Source organism: Streptomyces sp. NPDC006384, assembly GCF_042870695.1.
GTDB lineage: Bacteria > Actinomycetota > Actinomycetes > Streptomycetales > Streptomycetaceae > Streptomyces.
This window is the reverse complement of record NZ_JBIAHR010000026.1, coordinates 42,750-58,230: the sequence shown is the minus strand read 5'-3', so window position 1 is coordinate 58,230 and position 15,481 is coordinate 42,750. Positions and strand designations below refer to the sequence as shown.

Here is a 15,481-nt window from a genome sequence, read left to right as displayed (position 1 = left end):
GGCTACTGCCGGCCGAGCCAGAGGTCGGGGCCGAAGACCTCGTAGTGGATGTCGGCGGCGGGGACTCCGCGGCGCAGCAGGTCGCCGCGGACGGTGCGCATGAAGGGCACCGGGCCGCACAGGTAGACCGTGACCCCGGCGGGGAGTTCCACGCCGCCGAGGTCGGCGCGTCCGGCCGACGCCTCCGGCGCCCGGTCGCCGGGCTCCTCGTACCAGAGGTGGAGGCGGGCGTCCGGGAGGGCGCCGGTCAGCTCCAGCTGTTCCTGCCGGTGGGCGTGGTCGGCGGGGGTGCGGTCGGCGTGGACGACGGTGACCGGACGGCGGGAGCCGGTGGCGGCCAGGTGGTCGAGCATGGCCAGCACGGGGGTGACGCCGATTCCGGCGGAGACGAGGAGCAGCGGGCCGTCGCCCTCCTCCAGCGCCAGGTCGCCGAACGGCTCGGAGACGGTGAGGACATCGCCCTCGCGCGCCTCGGCGTGCAGCCAGGTGGAGACCTCGCCGTCGGGCCGGCCGGCGCCCTGGACGCGCTTGACGGTGATGCGCCGGTCGGCGCGGCCGGGTGCGGCGGACAGGCTGTACTGGCGGATCTGGTGCGAGCCGTCGGGCAGTTCGGACCGGACGCTGACGTACTGGCCCGGGCGGAAGGGCGTGGCGGGGCGGCCGTCGGCCGGCCGCAGCACGAGGGAGACGGCGTCGGTGCTCTCCTCGCGCCGCCCGACGATCTCCATGCGGCGCCAGACCTGGCCCTCGGCGGTCCCGGCCTCCTGGTAGAGGCGGGCCTCGACGGCGATGAGCGCGTTGGCCATCAGCCAGTAGACCTCGTCCCAGGCGGCGGCGACCTCGGGGGTGACGGCGTCGCCGAGGACCTCCGCGATCGCCGCGAACAGGTGGTGATGGACGACCTTGTACTGGTCGGAGGTGACGCCGAGGGAGGCGTGCTTGTGCGCGATCCGGGACAGCATCGCGTCGGGGCGTTCGTCGGGGCGCTCCAGGAGCATGCCGGCGAACGCCGCTATGGACCCCGCCAGTGCCTTCTGCTGCTCGCCGCTGGCCTGGTTGCCCCGGTTGAACAGGTCCCGCAGCAGCTCCGGGTGGGCGTCGAAGAGCTTCTTGTAGAACAGCTCGGTGATGTCACCGATGGCCGCTCCGACGGCCGGAAGGGTGGCCCGGACCACGGGGACTGACTGTTCGGAGAGCACAGCGACTCCTTGAATTGGTAGATTATTTTCGTGTTTTGCGCCACAGGCCGGCACCGGCCGGCCCGCTCGGGCGTCAGCCGGGCGGGCGGGTCGTCAGGCCCATCAGGACCGGGCCGGTGGGCGAGGCCACCAGGTCGGCGACGGTCAGCGGGTCGAGCGCGCCGTAGAACGCCTCCTGGGCGGCGCGCAGGGCGCCCCGCAGCCGGCAGGCACCCCGCAGCGGGCACGGCGTCCCGCCCTCGCAGGCGACGACCTCGCCGTCGCCCTCGAGTTCGCGGACCAGCCGGCCCACCGAGGCGCCGCGCCCCGGGCCGGTCAGTGTCAGCCCGCCGCCACGGCCGCGCCGGGCCTCCACCACGCCGAGGTGCTGCAGGCGGGTGATGGCCTTCGCCGCGTGCGTGTACGGCACGCCGATGACCTCGGCCACCTCGCGCGTGGTGAGGGGGGCGTCGCCGTCTCTCACGACCGCCAGGCGCATCACACAACGCAGCGCCAGGTCGGTGAACTTCGTCAGCCGCACGCCCCGGACGCTATCAAATACGCATGCTAGATTCGTCTTCATCCGGCGGCCGGGGCCCTGTGGAGTGCGTCACCCGGCGGTCCGCCGCCGGGCGGACCGCTCGACGGGGCCGCGGCCCGGCCGGGTCGGACACACAGCGGAGGTGACACCGGATGGCGACGGAGGACGGCGGCTCCCCCGGCACGGGCGGGGCGGCACCCCTCCCCCACGTGCTGTGCGACACCGCGGAGTTGTCGGCACTCGGGGCCGACACGCCGGCCGGTGCCCTGTGGCGGCTGGCGGAGCCGGGACGGCAGCTCGACGCCAACGTGGTCCGCCTCCCCCCGTCCGGACGGGTCGGCACGCACACCGAGCCCGACCTCGACGTCCTGCTCCTGGTCCTCGACGGCACGGCGACCCTCGTCCGCACCGACGGGGAGCAGCCGTTGCGCGCGGGGCTGCTGACCTGGCTGCCGCACGGTTCCACGCGCGCGGTGGCGGCGGGGCCCGACGGGGTGACGTATCTGACCGTGCACCGGCGCCGGCCGGGCATGCGCGTCCAGCCGCCCGGTGCCGCCGGCCTGCCGCGCCCGGGCGGCGTCTGAGCGACACCGGCGCCGCACACGGCCACGGCTGCCGCACCGTGGCGGCACGACTTCGACGAGCAGGCCGAGCGGCTGCTCACCGCCGGACTGCTCCTGCTGCTCGTCGCCCGGCCGCCGACCGGCCGGGCGGCACAGCCGGGGAACTGCGGTCCGTGGTGATCTTCACCGTCCCCGCCCCCGTCGTGCCGCACGGCGTGACGGTCTCCCGTCGTCTCCCGCCTCGACCGGCTGCGGCCGCCCCGGGCCCGGGCACCGACGGCGCGCCGGGCACCCCTCCCTCCCGGGCACGGGCGTACGCCGTACGGGGTGTTTGCCGCCCTGCCGTCGGGTAACTCCGGAATTCCGGACGCAGGCCCCCGCACGGCCTGCGGCGTCGGCACTGCCGGGCGGTGATTCCAGGAGGCGCGATGTGGAACCGTAAGGGCAGGAAAGGACGCCGGACCGGACGCGTTCCCATGGAACTGTGCGATCTGTGCGCCAAGGTCTTCCCCGAGAACGAGGCCGTGCGCGGCTACGCGCCCGACTCGTCCGCCGCCCACGCCGCCGACGAACGGCTCGACGGGCTGCGGCTGATCACCGCGTGCTGCGACGACCACTTCGACATGGTCAAGGACGGCTACCAGGACCGGCCCTTCGTGGAGGAGGAGCTCTGGGCGGCGAAGCTGAACCGGGCGCTGACCACGGGTCCGCCGGCGCTCTCCATGGACCAGCTCGCCTGCCGGACGGGCCTGCGCGAGCCGCAGATCCGCCGTGCCATCGCCTGGCACAACAAGCAGATGCGGCAGCGGCAGCGTACGGACCCGTGAGCCGGACCGGGTCCCCCGGACGGCGTGCCCGGAGCACGTTTGCCGGGCCGCCGCCGGGTCACTCGGTTCCGCACCGGCGAGCCATCGATGGACGTCCGAGGAGCATCCGTGGACCGGTTCCGGCGCCCCTTCGTCCGCCTGTGGGACCGGTTGGCCGCGTCCGCCCTCGTCCGGCGCGGCCGGGACCTGGAGCTGATGCACCGGGCCATGGGCTTCGCCACGCTGGCCCTGGTCACGCTGGCGCCGCTGCTGATCGTGGTGGCCGCCGCCGACCCGCTGGGACGCGGCGGCTTCGCGTCCTGGCTGGCCGACGGCATGGGGCTGTCCGGCCGGTCCGCGAAGGTGCTGACCGACATCATCAGCCCGCCGACCAAGGTGATCGGCACCACCAGCGTGTGGGGCGGTATCGCCCTCGCCGTGTTCGGCGTGTCCTTCGCCGCGAGCGTGCAGAACGGCTACGAGCGCATCTGGGGGCTGCCGTCCGGCCCGTGGCACCGGGTCTGGCGGCAGCTGACCTGGGTGATCGCGCTGACCGCGTACCTCTACCAGGAGGTGCAGACACGGACCGCCCTGCACGGCTCGGTGCGGATCGCGCTGTCCACGGCGACCGGCGTCCTGTTCTTCTGGTGGGGGCAGCACTTCCTGCTGGGCAACCAGATCCGCTGGCGCGACCTGCTGCCGGGGGCGCTGGCCACCATGGTCGGCCTGATCGGTCTGCGCGGCTTCTCCTACCTGGTCTTCACTCCGCTGATCCTGGACAACACGATCAGTTACGGCACGGTCGGCATCGTGCTCGTGGTCGAGTCGTGGCTCATCGGGGTGGGGTTCGTCGTCTTCGGCGGCGCGATGGTCGGTCACTGGTTCTGCGAGCACCACTGGTGGACCCGCACCATCGACCGGGAACGGGAGTGAGCCCCGGCGCCGCCGCAGGGCGTGCCGGGGCTCAGCGGCGCCCCGACGTCGCGGCGGCGGCGACACCGGCCGCCACGGCGGCCAGCGCCAGCGGGCGGCGGTGGCGGGAGAGCCAGAACTGGAGGCTGCGCGCGTGCGCCTCCTCGTCGAACAGGCCGTGGGCCCCGTGGTCGGTGTCCGCGGCGTCGTCCACCGGCTCGTAGAGGTTGACCGGCCGGGACGGGTCGACGGGGTCGTCGGTCTGCTGCGAGTCGTAGCCGGTGCGGGCCAGATAGCGGTCGAGCAGGCCCGGGGCGAACTTCTGCCCGAGGAGGGTCGCGACGGTGGAGCCGCCGACCCAGTACATGCGCCTGCCCGGCCGGCCGGCCGCGTGCAGCACGGCCTCGGCGGCGACCTCGGGCTGGTAGACGGGGGCGACCGGGCGCGGGTGCCGGGGCAGCCGGCTGAGGACCCAGCTGAACTGGGGCGTGTTCAGGCCGGGCATCTGCACCATGGTGACCCGCACCCCGCTGCGGTCGTGCAGCAGCTCGCAGCGCAGGGACTCGGTGAAGCCCTGGATGGCGTGCTTGGCCCCGCAGTACACCGACTGCAGCGGCACGCTGCGCTCGGCGAGGGCCGAGCCGACCTGCACGATGGTGCCCCGGTCACGCGGCACCATCCGCCGCAGCGCGGCCTGGGTGCCGTGGACGAAACCGAAGTAGGTCACCTCGGTGGCCCGCCTCAGCTCCTCGGGCCGGACCTCCATGACGGGTGCGAAGACGGTCGTGAAGGCGGCGTTGACCCAGACGTCGATCGGGCCGAGCTCGTCCTCGATCCGGGTCGCGGCGGCGTCCACCGCCTCGGCGTCGGAGACGTCCACGACCAGGGGCAGTGCCCGCCCGCCGGCCTCCCTGACCTCCTCGGCCGCCCGCTCGAGCGCGTGCTCGCCGCGCGCGAGAAGCGCCACGGCGGCGCCGCGCGCGCCGAAGGCGCGGGCCGTGGCCCGGCCGACGCCGGCGGTGGCACCGGTGACGACCACCACCTCGGCGCCGTCCGCCCGGCGGTGCCGGCCGCCGCGCCCGTACCGCCCCGCGCCGGTCACTTCTCGCCCCGGCCGGGCAGGTGCCCGGTGGTGCCGCCCGGGCAGTGCTCCGCGTGCGGGACGTTCCTCGCGGGCAGGTGCCGCAGCATGTCGTCGGCGTCGTGGATCATGAAGCTCTCCTGGGCGGGTACGAAGGTCTCTCGGGGATGCCGAAGGTCTCTCGGACATGTGGAGTGCCTTCCCCGGCGGGTCGTAAACCGGGCGGTGCCCGCCCGTCCGGCCGCCCGTGCCCCGTTCCCGCCCGTGCCCGATGCGCGCCCTCAGCGTCGGCGCGGTGCGCGCGCCGGGGGCGGTGCGGTGCTCGCGCGGGTCACCAGCCGGGTGGGTACGAGCGTCGTCCCCCGCTCCGGGCCCTCCTGACGCATCTTGCGCAGCACGGCCCGCACGCACAGCCGTCCCACCTCGGCGAAGTCCTGGTGAACGGTGGTCAGCGGCGGCAGGAAGGAGCCTGCCTCCGGGATGTCGTCGAAGCCGATGACGCTGACGTCCTCGGGCACGCGCCGGCCGTGTTCGTGCAGGGCGCGCAGCAGGCCCAGGGCCATCTGGTCGTTGGCCGCGAAGACGGCCGTGCACTCCTCACGGACGGCGAGTTCCAGGCCGGCGCGGTAGCCGGACTCCGCGGACCAGTCGCCCCGGACGAGGGGCGGCGGAGTGCGGCCCGCCTCGGCGAGAGTACGGCGCCAGGCGTCCGTGCGGCGCTGGGCGGCGAAGGACTCCTCGGGCCCGGCCAGGTGCCACACGGTGTCGTGGCCGAGGCCGAGCAGGTGCCGGACGGCGGCGCGGGTGCCGCCGGCCTGGTCGGTGTCGACGACCGTGTAGTGGTCGCCGGCGTCGGAGTCGACCACGACGACCTGGACGTGGGGCGGCAGGGTGACGGTGGCCGCGTCCAGGAGGTGGACCTCCATGATGACGATCACCGCGTCGACGGCGAGCTCCTCCAGCCGGGAGAACGCGCCCCGCACCTCGTCCTGCGTGGGCACGGCGACGGGCAGCAGCGTCACGGCGTAGCCCTCGCTCGCGGCGGAGGTCGCGATGGCCTCCAGGGTGCGCACGTTGCCCGTGGTGGACAGGGAGAAGGTGATGACGCCGATGGTGCGGAACTCGCCGCGTTTGAGCGCCCGGGCGGCGCTGTTGGGGCGGTAGCCGAGCTCCTTCATCGCCGCCAGGACCTGCCGCCGGGTCTCCTCCGTCACCCCGGCGTAGCCGTTGGAGACGCGGGAGACGGTCTGCGAGGAGACCCCGGCCAGCCGGGCCACGTCCGCCATGGAGGCCGTGCGCCCCCGGACGCGCCGGGACCGCGCGGGTGCGCCCGTCGGGACTTCCTCAGCCGTGCTCACTCCGCGTCAGCCACCTCTCTGTCGCTGTCAGGCCTTGGTGCGCAAAGACCCTTGACCGTCGTCATCGGGGCAGTGTAGACATGCCGCCATCAGATGTTTACGTAAACATAACAGCCGGGGCGTCTTTTCGCGGCATCCGATGTTTGCGTAAACATCGCCAGGTTCCCAGGACGTGGACGAGCGAGGAACGACATGACGACGCTGCAACCGCCGGCCGCCGAGCCGCGGCCGGCACCGCCTCCGCCCAGGGGGAACCGCCGCTCCTGGACGGGATGGGGGTTCCTCGGCCCCTTCGTGGCCGTGTTCGCCCTGGTCTTCCTCGCGCCGATCGCCTACTCGGTCCATCTGAGCCTCTTCCGCGACCGGCTCATCGGCGGGACCACCTTCGTCGGCCTGGACAACTACGCCCAGGCTCTCCAGGACGACCGGTTCTGGGCCTCGCTCGGCCGGGTCTCCCTCTTCCTGGCCGTCCAGGTGCCCGTCATGCTCGGCATCTCGCTGCTGGTGGCGCTGGCCCTGGACAGCGGACGGCTCTACGGCCGGGACTTCTTCCGCATCTCGGTCTTCCTGCCGTACGCCGTGCCCGCCGTGGTGGCCACCCTGATGTGGGGCTTCATGTACGGCACCCGCTTCGGCCTGGTCGGCGACATCAACGACGCGCTCGGCGTCCCGCTGCCCGACCCGCTCTCCCCCGACCTCGTGCTGGCCTCCATCGGCAACATCGTGACCTGGGAATTCGTCGGCTACAACATGCTGATCTTCTACGCGGCGCTGCGCGTGATCCCGCACTCGCTGTACGAGGCCGCGGAGATCGACGGCGCCGGGCAGATCCGCGTGATCACCGCCATCAAGCTGCCGGCCATCCGCGGGGCGCTGGTCATCGCGACGATCTTCTCGATCATCGGCAGCTTCCAGCTCTTCAACGAGCCGAACATCCTGCAGCCGCTGGCCCCCAACGCGATCAGCACCGACTACACGCCGAACTCCTACACGTACTCGCTCTCCTTCAGCGGGCAGCAGCACAACTACTCCGCGACGGTCGCCATCGTCATGGGGCTGATCACCATGGTCATCGCCTACGTCGTCCAGCTGCGCGGCATGCGCAAGGGAGTGTGATCCGGCGATGACCGGTCCTGTCGTCACCGTCTCCGGCCGTCCCGCGTCCGCGCCCTCCGGCGGCTCCCGCCGCGCCGCGCCCAGGCTGCGCGCCGCACGCCGCCGGCACACCCCGGGCCGGCCCCGGCGCAGCGTCCTGCTGACCCTCCTCACCGGCCTGGTGGTGCTCTACAGCCTGGTGCCGCTGCTCTGGCTGGTCATCAGCGCCACCAAGACGCAGGAGGGCCTGTCCGACTCCTTCGGCCTGTGGTTCGACGGGGACTTCGCCCTGTGGGACAACATCACGCAGACGTTCACCTACGACGACGGCGTGTTCACGCGCTGGCTGCTCAACACCGTGCTGTACGTGGTGCTGGGCGCCGGCGGCGCGACCTTCCTGGCGGTGCTCGGCGGCTACGCGCTCGCCAAGTTCCGCTTCCCCGGACGGCGCGCGGTGTTCGCCGTCGTCATCGGCGCGGTCGCGGTGCCGGGTACGGCGCTGGCGGTGCCGACCTTCCTCATGTTCAGCAGGATGGGGCTCACCGACACGCCCTGGGCGGTGATCGTCCCGTCACTGATCTCGCCGTTCGGTCTGTATCTGATGTGGGTGTTCGCCGGTGAGGCCATCCCGACCGAGCTGCTGGAGGCCGCGCGCATCGACGGCGCAGGCGAGGTGCGGACCTTCTTCCGCGTCGCCCTGCCGCTGCTGGCGCCCGGCATCGTCACCGTCCTGCTGTTCACCATGGTCGCGACCTGGAACAACTACTTCCTGCCGCTGATCATGCTCAAGGACCCGGACTGGTATCCGCTGACCCTGGGCCTGAACAGCTGGAACCAGCAGGCCCAGACCGCGGGCGGCGAGGCCGTCTTCCACCTGGTCGTCACCGGTTCCCTCCTCACGATCCTGCCGCTGATCGCCGCGTTCCTGCTGCTGCAGAAGTACTGGCAGTCCGGGCTCGCCGCCGGAAGCGTCAAGGAGTGATCCCGGCGCTCCGCGCTCCGGGTCCCTCCCCCGCACACATCTCCGACCCTCGACGGTGCCGGTTTCGGCCACGAAGAAGTGGAAGCTCGCCCATGCACAAGCACTCGCGCCGCCTGCTGCGCGGCATCGGTCTCGTCTGCGCCCTCGCCCTGGGAGTGACCGCCTGCGGCGGCGAGGACGGTGGATCGAGCGGGAAGCCGGTCTCCCAGGAGGACGTCCGGGCGGCCCTGAAGAAGGGCGGCACCATCACCGTCTGGGCGTGGGAGCCGACGCTCGAGCAGGTGGCGGCCGGCTTCGAGAAGGAGCACCCCGGCGTCAAGGTGAACCTGGTCAACGCGGGCACCAACAACGACCAGTACACGGCGCTGCAGAACGCGATATCGGCGAAGAAGGGCGTGCCCGACGTCGCCCAGATCGAGTACTACGCCATGGGCCAGTTCGCGCTGACCGAGCAGCTCACCGATCTCAAGCGCTTCGGTGCCGAGAAGCTCTCCGCCCGCTACTCCCCCGGCCCCTGGAACGGGGTGAAGGCCGGCGGGGAGGGCGTCTACGCGCTGCCGATGGACTCCGGCCCGATGGCGCTGTTCTACAACAAGAAGGTCTTCGACAAGTACGGCATCAAGGTGCCCACCACCTGGGACGAGTACCTCACCGCCGCCCGCGACCTGCACAGGAAGAACCCGAAGGCGTACATCACCGCCGACACCGGTGACGCCGGCTTCACCACCAGCATGCTCTGGCAGGCCGGTTCGCGTCCCTACACGGTGAACGGCACCGAGGTGAAGATCGACTTCTCCGACGCGGGCGCCGCGAAGTTCACCGGCGTCTGGCAGAAGCTCATCGACGAGAAGCTGCTCGCCCCGGTCACCAGCTGGTCCGACGAGTGGTACAAGGGCCTCGGCGACGGCAGCATCGCGACCCTCGCGACCGGTGCCTGGATGCCCGCGAACCTGGAGTCGGGCGTGAAGAACGCCTCCGGTGACTGGCGCGTCGCCCCGCTGCCGCAGTGGAAGGCGGGCGACAAGGCCGGCGCGGAGAACGGCGGCAGCGCGCTCGCCCTGCCCGAGCTCGGCAGGAACGAGGCGCTGGCGTACGCCTTCGTGGAGTACGCCAACGCCGGCAAGGGCGTGCGGACCCGCCTGGAGAACGGCGCCTTCCCGGCGACCACCGCGGACCTGCGGTCCACGAAGTTCCAGGAGACGAGGTTCCCGTACTTCGGGGGCCAGCAGGCCAACAAGATCTTCGCCGAGGCCGCCGGGAACGTCTCCTCCGACTGGTCGTACCTGCCCTACCAGGCGTACGCGAACTCGGTCTTCAACGACACCGTCGGCAAGGCCTACGTCTCCGGCACCACGCTGGCCGAGGGACTGAAGGCCTGGCAGAAGGCCTCGGCCGAGTACGGCAGCAAGCAGGGCTTCACCGTCGAGCAGTAGCAACCGCACCACGCGATGCGGCGGCCCGCACGGGGCGGCTCGACGCCCGCGCCGCCCCCGCACCGCACGCCCACACCGGAAGGACCGTCATGTTCCCCACCCTTTCGTCCCGCCCGCACAGCGGACCGGACGGCGCGCCCGCGCCCCGGCTCGGCTTCGGCGCCGACTACAACCCCGAGCAGTGGCCCCGGGAGGTGTGGCAGGAGGACGTACGGCTGATGCGCGAGGCCGGCGTCAACGTCGTGTCCGTGGGCATCTTCTCCTGGGCCCGCATCCAGCCGGAGCCGGACACCTGGGACTTCGCCTGGCTCGACGAGATCATGGACCTGCTCCACGAGAACGGCGTCGGCGTGGACCTGGCCACCGCCACCGCCTCGCCGCCGCCCTGGCTGACCACCGCGCACCCGGAGATCCTCCCGGTCACCGACCGCGGGGAGACGCTGTGGCCGGGGGCACGCCAGCACTGGCGGCCCACCTCGCCGGTCTTCCGGGAGCACGCCCTGCGCCTGGTCCGCGAGCTGGCGGCCCGCTACGCCGGTCACCCGGCCCTGGTCGCCTGGCACGTCAACAACGAGCTGGGCTGCCACAACGTCTACGACTACTCGGACGACGCGGCCCGCGCCTTCCGGGACTGGCTGCGCGCCCGGTACACCACGCTGGACGCCCTCAACCACGCCTGGGGGACGGCCTTCTGGTCGCAGCGCTACAGCGACTGGGAGCAGATCCTGCCGCCGCGGCTCGCCGCCTCGCACCCGAACCCGACGCAGCAGCTGGACTTCAAGCGCTTCTCGTCGGACGCGCTGAAGGACCACCTGCGGGCCGAGCGGGAGGTGCTGCGGGAACTCACCCCGGACGTCCCGGTCACCACCAACTTCATGGTGATGCCGGGCATCAAGGGTATGAACTACGCGGACTGGGCGGGCGAGGTGGACTTCGTCGCCAACGACCACTACGTCGTCCCGCGCCCGCAGGACCGCGACGAGCTGTCCTTCTCGGCGAACCTCACCAGCGGCATCGCGGGCGGCCGGCCCTGGTTCCTGATGGAGCACTCCACCAGCGCCGTGAACTGGCAGCCCGTCAACCTGGCGAAGCGGCCGGGTGAGATGGCCCGGGACTCGCTGACCCACGTGGCGCACGGCGCCGACGCGGTCTGCTTCTTCCAGTGGCGTCAGTCGGCGGCCGGCGCCGAGAAGTACCACTCGGCGATGGTCCCGCACGCCGGCGCCGACAGCGACCTGTTCCGCGCGGTCACCGCGCTCGGCGACACACTGAAGACCCTCGCGCCGGTCGCCGGCAGCGAGCGGGAGCCCGCCGGGGTCGGCATTCTCTTCGACTGGGAGTCCTGGTGGGCGAGCGAGCAGGACTCGCACCCCACCTCGCTGCTGGACTACCACCAGGAGGCCCTCGACTGGTACTCCGCGCTGCTCGCCCTCGGCATCCGCGCCGACGTCGTCACCACCGGCGCCGACCTGAGCCGCCACCGGGTGCTGATCGCACCGGTGCTGCACCTGGTCCCCGCCGGCCTCGCCAAGGAGCTCACCCGGTACGCCGAGCAGGGCGGGCACCTGGTCACCACGTACTTCTCCGGCATCGTGGACGAGCACGACCACGTCTGGCTCGGCGGCTACCCGGGCGCCCTGCGGGAGCTGCTGGGCATCCGCGTCGAGGAGTTCGGCCCGCTGCCCGCCGGGCGGACCGTGGAGCTGGACGACGCGACCACCGGCGCCCTGTGGACCGACCGGATCACCGTCACCGACCCCGGGACCGAGGTCCTCGCCCGCTATCGCACGGGCGCTTACGCGGGCCGTCCGGCCGTCACCCGGCGGCCGGCGGGCGGCGGTTCGGCCGCGTACGTCTCCACCCGGCTCGGCGCCGACGGGCTCGCCGCGCTGCTGCCGCGGCTGCTGGAGCCGGCCGGCGTGGCGAGCGACCTGCCCGCCGAGGTGCGCGGCCTGGTCGAGGTCACCGTGCGCCGCGGTCCGGGCGGCCGGTTCGTGTTCCTGGTCAACCGGACCGACGAGACCGTGACCGTCCCGGGGTTCACCGGAGAGGTCCTGGTGGGCGGCACCGGCGACGAGGGCGCCGTCGTCCTCGCACCCAGGGGCGTCGCCGTCCTGCGCACGCCCGCCGGCTGAGCGTACGTCCCGCGCCACCTCTGTCTCCCCGGAGCGGCACGCACCCGCTCCGGGGCCGTCCCCTCCTGCCCGGAACCACGCGGAAGGGGCCACCGCAGCGACCACACCTTCCCGTTGGGAGCACACGATGGCACGACGTACTCGCGGCAGACGCCTCCTCGGAGCCGCTGCGCTCACCGCCCTGGCCACCGGGGCCGCTTCGCTCACTGTCCCCGCGCAGGCCGAGCCCGCCACGGCCGCCGCCTCCGTCACGGTGCGGCCGGACCCGTCGTACCAGCAGGAGGAGTTCGAGGGCTGGGGCACCAGTCTGGTCTGGTTCGCCAACGCCACCGGCGACTACCCGCCCGAGATCCGCGAGAAGCTGGCCCGGCTGCTCTTCGACGACGAGGGCCTCGGCCTGAACATCGCCCGCTACAACATCGGCGGCGGCAACGCGCCGGACGTCAAGGACTACCTGCGCGCCGGCGGCGCGGTCGAGGGCTGGTGGAAGGCGCCCGCGGGCACCACCCGTAAGGACACCGACTGGTGGAGTGCCGACGACCCGGCCGACTGGAACGAGGACGCCGACGCCACCCAGCGCTGGTGGGTCGAGCGCATCAAGGACGACATCGACCACTGGGAGACCTTCAGCAACTCGCCGCCCTGGTTCATGACCGTCAGCGGCTACGTCTCCGGCGGCTTCGACTCCTCCACCGACCAGCTGAAGCCCGATTCGGTCGACGACTTCGCCGCCTACCTGGCGGGCGCGACCAGGCGGCTGGAGAAGGCGGAGGGCATCAAGGTCGACACCGTCGACCCGTTCAACGAGCCCAACACCCCCTACTGGGGCACACGGCTGGGCCCGGACGGCGAACCCGTCGGGGGCCGGCAGGAAGGGGCCCACATGGGCCCCGAGCTGCAGCGCAAGGTCCTCCGGGCCCTCGCCCCCGCGCTCAAGAAGGCAAGGGTCAAGGCAGACATCTCCGCGATGGACGAGACCAACCCGAGCACCTTCGCCAAGAACTGGAGCGCCTACTCCCCGGCCGACCGCGACCTCGTCGGCCAGATGAACGTCCACACCTACGGCACCGCTCAGCGCACCACCGTGCGCGACCTCGCGAAGGCGGCGGACAAGCCGCTGTGGATGAGCGAGGTCGGCGGCGACTGGGGCGACGGGCAGGACTTCGAGGACATGCGGCCCGGCCTCGGCCTCGCCCAGCAGATCGTCGACGACCTGCGCGAACTGGAGCCCCGCGCCTGGGTGTTCTGGCAGCCCGTCGAGGACTACGACAACATGAAGCCCGGCGGCGAGTCCGCGAAGGGCGGCAACTGGGGCAGCATCCAGATCCCGTTCGGCTGCACCGCCGAGGACACCCTGGAGACCTGCCCGATCCGGACGAACACCAAGTTCGACACGGCGCGCAACTTCACCCGCTTCATCAAGCCCGGCGACCGGCTCATCAGGACGGACGACACCTCCAGCGCCGCCGCCGTCACCCGCGACGGCAGGGGTGCCTCGCTCGTCCACGTCAACCGCACCACCGCGCCGCGCACGGTCACCCTCGACCTGTCGAAGTTCCGCGACGTCAGCCGGGGGGCCACCGTCACCCCGGTCGTGACCAGCGCCGACGGCAGGCTCGCGAAGCAGGACCCGATCCGGGTCGCCGGCCGCACGGCCGCCTTCACCGTGCCCGCGCAGTCCGTGACCTCCTTCGAGATCAAGGGCGTCTCCGGCGTCGCGAAGGACGCCCCGGCCCTGCGCAAGGGCCACACCTACACGCTGACCGGTGTGCAGAGCGGCAAGACCGTCACCGTCGCCGGCGACGGCACGGGGCTGGTCCTCGGCGCCGGCACCGGCACGGCGGCGCAGCGGTGGCGGCTGAGCGCGGTCCGCCCCGGCGACGGCGTCCGCGACCGGTACGTCTTCACCCGGCCCGGCGACGGCACGCGGCTGGCCGTACGCGACGACGTCCCGGTGGCCGAGCCCGACACGGGCCGGCCCGATGCGGCCGCCGAGTGGCTCGCGTCGACCACCGGCGACGGCACCTGGACGCTGGTCAACGCCGGTACCGGGCGCCTCCTCGAGGTCGGCGGCCAGGCCACCCACGAGGGCGCCGCGGTCACGACGTGGCCGCCCAACTCCGGCGCCAACCAGCGGTGGACGGTGACGGACGTGTCCGCCGGCTGACCCCTCCTCCTGCACGACCGGCCCTGCCCGCACCGCCGGCGGCGGTGCGGGCAGGGCCGTGACCAGGCATGTGACCACAGAAGGAGACGGCATGACCATCGACCCCCGCGAGCTCGACGTGCGCCGCAGGATGGCGGCGCGGGAGCTCTACTCGGACGGCGCGCCGGGCCTGGAGGGCCTGGCCGAGGAACGTCTGCGGGGCAAGGAGCTGGCCGACGCCTACAACCGGACCGCCGCCCGGGACGAGGAGGGCCGTAGGGAACTCCTGAAGGAGATGCTGGCCTCCGTCGGCACGGGCGTGTGGATCGAGCCGCCGCTGCACGTGGCCTACGGCAGCCGTGTGCACCTGGGCGACGACGTGTACGCCAACTTCGGCCTCACCCTCGTCGACGACGTGGAGGTCCTCGTCGGCGACCGGGTGATGTTCGCCCCGCACGTGACCGTCAGCACCACCGGCCACCCCGTCCACCCGGATCTGCGCAGGGACGGCACGCAGTTCTCGGCGCCGGTGCGCATCGAGGACGACGTGTGGATCGGGGCCGGTGCGCTGATCATGCCCGGGGTCACCGTCGGCCGGGGGTCGGTGGTCGGCGCGGGCAGCGTGGTGACGGCCCATGTGCCGCCCATGGTGGTCGTCGCGGGGACCCCGGCACGGGTGCTGCGCGAGATCACCGACGCGGACCGGGAGTGGAGCCACCGTCCGCCCCGGACCCTGCGCCGGGACGGGAGCTGAGCGCGTCCGCCGGGCGGGGAGAGGCGCTCCGGGGACCGGCGGGGCCGTCGGCTCCCTGACTCCCTCGGCGCCGGGGCAGGGGACGGAGACTCAGCGGCGGCGGCCGCGCGCCGACAGGCCGCCGCCGACACCGGCGACGTGCAGGGCCAGCAGGGCGAGGCCGATGAGCATGACGTTGGTCGAGGTGAAGACGTCGTTGGTCGAGATCTCCGCCGCGTTGATCAGCCAGGCGAGGAGAAACAGGACCGCCGCGATGATGGCGAGCACGGTGTGACCCCCTTCGGATCGGCGGCACCGGGCCGGTGCCGTGTCACGCGTATGCCCCCGACAGGGCGGCTGACACGGCGGTACGCGGGGCGTGTTGCCGGGAACGGAGCCACGGCGGGCGGGCCGGGCACCGGCCCCGCGGGCCCGCCCCGGCGCGCGGCAGGGCGGCGGGGGGCGGCACCGGGTCTCACGCGCCCGGCGCTACCAGCACTTCTTAGGTTAGGCTAACC

Annotated in this window: 14 protein-coding genes; 9 read left to right on the top strand and 5 right to left on the bottom strand. The window is 72.8% G+C overall.

Features of this window, described 5'->3' with window-relative positions; genetic code table 11:
• Positions 1-2: 2 nt before the first annotated feature.
• Together ACFYOJ_RS29380 and nsrR are read right to left on the bottom strand one after the other, a co-directional pair.
• Positions 3-1,199: a globin domain-containing protein gene (locus tag ACFYOJ_RS29380; protein WP_356556242.1), complete on the bottom strand. Its 1,197-nt coding sequence runs from the start codon at positions 1,197-1,199 to the stop codon at positions 3-5.
• A 73-nt stretch (positions 1,200-1,272) separates the two neighbouring features.
• Entirely contained in the window at positions 1,273-1,719 is a 447-nt protein-coding gene (nsrR, locus tag ACFYOJ_RS29375; RefSeq protein ID WP_356556244.1) for a nitric oxide-sensing transcriptional repressor NsrR, read from the bottom strand.
• 152 nt (positions 1,720-1,871) lie between these two features.
• On the opposite strand from nsrR, the gene ACFYOJ_RS29370 reads away from it, so the two are divergent.
• The 3 genes from ACFYOJ_RS29370 to ACFYOJ_RS29360 all read left to right on the top strand — a co-directional run bounded on the left by ACFYOJ_RS29370 (position 1,872) and on the right by ACFYOJ_RS29360 (position 4,021).
• On the top strand, positions 1,872-2,303 hold the full coding sequence (locus ACFYOJ_RS29370; protein ID WP_356556246.1) for a hypothetical protein: 432 nt from the start codon (positions 1,872-1,874) through the stop codon (positions 2,301-2,303).
• Between the two features lie 407 nt (positions 2,304-2,710).
• Positions 2,711-3,109 (top strand): hypothetical protein, encoded by a 399-nt coding sequence (locus tag ACFYOJ_RS29365; protein ID WP_356556247.1) that lies wholly within the window; start codon positions 2,711-2,713, stop codon positions 3,107-3,109.
• Positions 3,110-3,217: 108 nt separating this feature from the next.
• Positions 3,218-4,021 carry a ribonuclease BN gene (locus tag ACFYOJ_RS29360; protein ID WP_356556249.1) on the top strand — a complete coding sequence of 268 codons (804 nt, stop codon included), beginning with the start codon at positions 3,218-3,220 and terminating at the stop codon, positions 4,019-4,021.
• Between the two features lie 31 nt (positions 4,022-4,052).
• Here ACFYOJ_RS29360 and ACFYOJ_RS29355 read toward each other — a convergent pair whose 3' ends face one another.
• On the bottom strand, positions 4,053-5,102 hold the full coding sequence (locus ACFYOJ_RS29355; RefSeq protein ID WP_356556251.1) for an SDR family oxidoreductase: 1,050 nt from the start codon (positions 5,100-5,102) through the stop codon (positions 4,053-4,055).
• A 260-nt stretch (positions 5,103-5,362) separates the two neighbouring features.
• Entirely contained in the window at positions 5,363-6,439 is a 1,077-nt protein-coding gene (locus tag ACFYOJ_RS29350; RefSeq protein ID WP_356556253.1) for a LacI family DNA-binding transcriptional regulator, read from the bottom strand.
• 192 nt (positions 6,440-6,631) lie between these two features.
• Here ACFYOJ_RS29350 and ACFYOJ_RS29345 point away from each other — a divergent pair, with 192 nt between their 5' ends.
• From ACFYOJ_RS29345 to ACFYOJ_RS29320, 6 genes are all read left to right on the top strand, one after another.
• Entirely contained in the window at positions 6,632-7,555 is a 924-nt protein-coding gene (locus ACFYOJ_RS29345) for a sugar ABC transporter permease (protein ID WP_356556255.1), read from the top strand.
• Between the two features lie 7 nt (positions 7,556-7,562).
• Complete coding sequence (locus ACFYOJ_RS29340) at positions 7,563-8,516, top strand: carbohydrate ABC transporter permease (RefSeq protein WP_356556256.1); 954 nt, start codon at positions 7,563-7,565, stop codon at positions 8,514-8,516.
• Positions 8,517-8,608: 92 nt separating this feature from the next.
• On the top strand, positions 8,609-9,949 hold the full coding sequence (locus ACFYOJ_RS29335) for an extracellular solute-binding protein (protein WP_356556258.1): 1,341 nt from the start codon (positions 8,609-8,611) through the stop codon (positions 9,947-9,949).
• Between the two features lie 89 nt (positions 9,950-10,038).
• Positions 10,039-12,084, top strand: a complete 2,046-nt coding sequence (locus ACFYOJ_RS29330; RefSeq protein WP_356556259.1) for a beta-galactosidase — start codon at positions 10,039-10,041, stop codon at positions 12,082-12,084.
• A gap of 127 nt (positions 12,085-12,211) precedes the next feature.
• Entirely contained in the window at positions 12,212-14,251 is a 2,040-nt protein-coding gene (locus tag ACFYOJ_RS29325; protein WP_356556261.1) for a glycoside hydrolase, read from the top strand.
• A gap of 91 nt (positions 14,252-14,342) precedes the next feature.
• Positions 14,343-14,984, top strand: a complete 642-nt coding sequence (locus tag ACFYOJ_RS29320) for a sugar O-acetyltransferase (protein WP_356556263.1) — start codon at positions 14,343-14,345, stop codon at positions 14,982-14,984.
• 90 nt (positions 14,985-15,074) lie between these two features.
• On the opposite strand, the gene ACFYOJ_RS29315 is transcribed toward ACFYOJ_RS29320, so the two are convergent.
• Entirely contained in the window at positions 15,075-15,251 is a 177-nt protein-coding gene (locus ACFYOJ_RS29315; RefSeq protein ID WP_356556264.1) for a hypothetical protein, read from the bottom strand.
• Positions 15,252-15,481 lie beyond the last annotated feature (230 nt).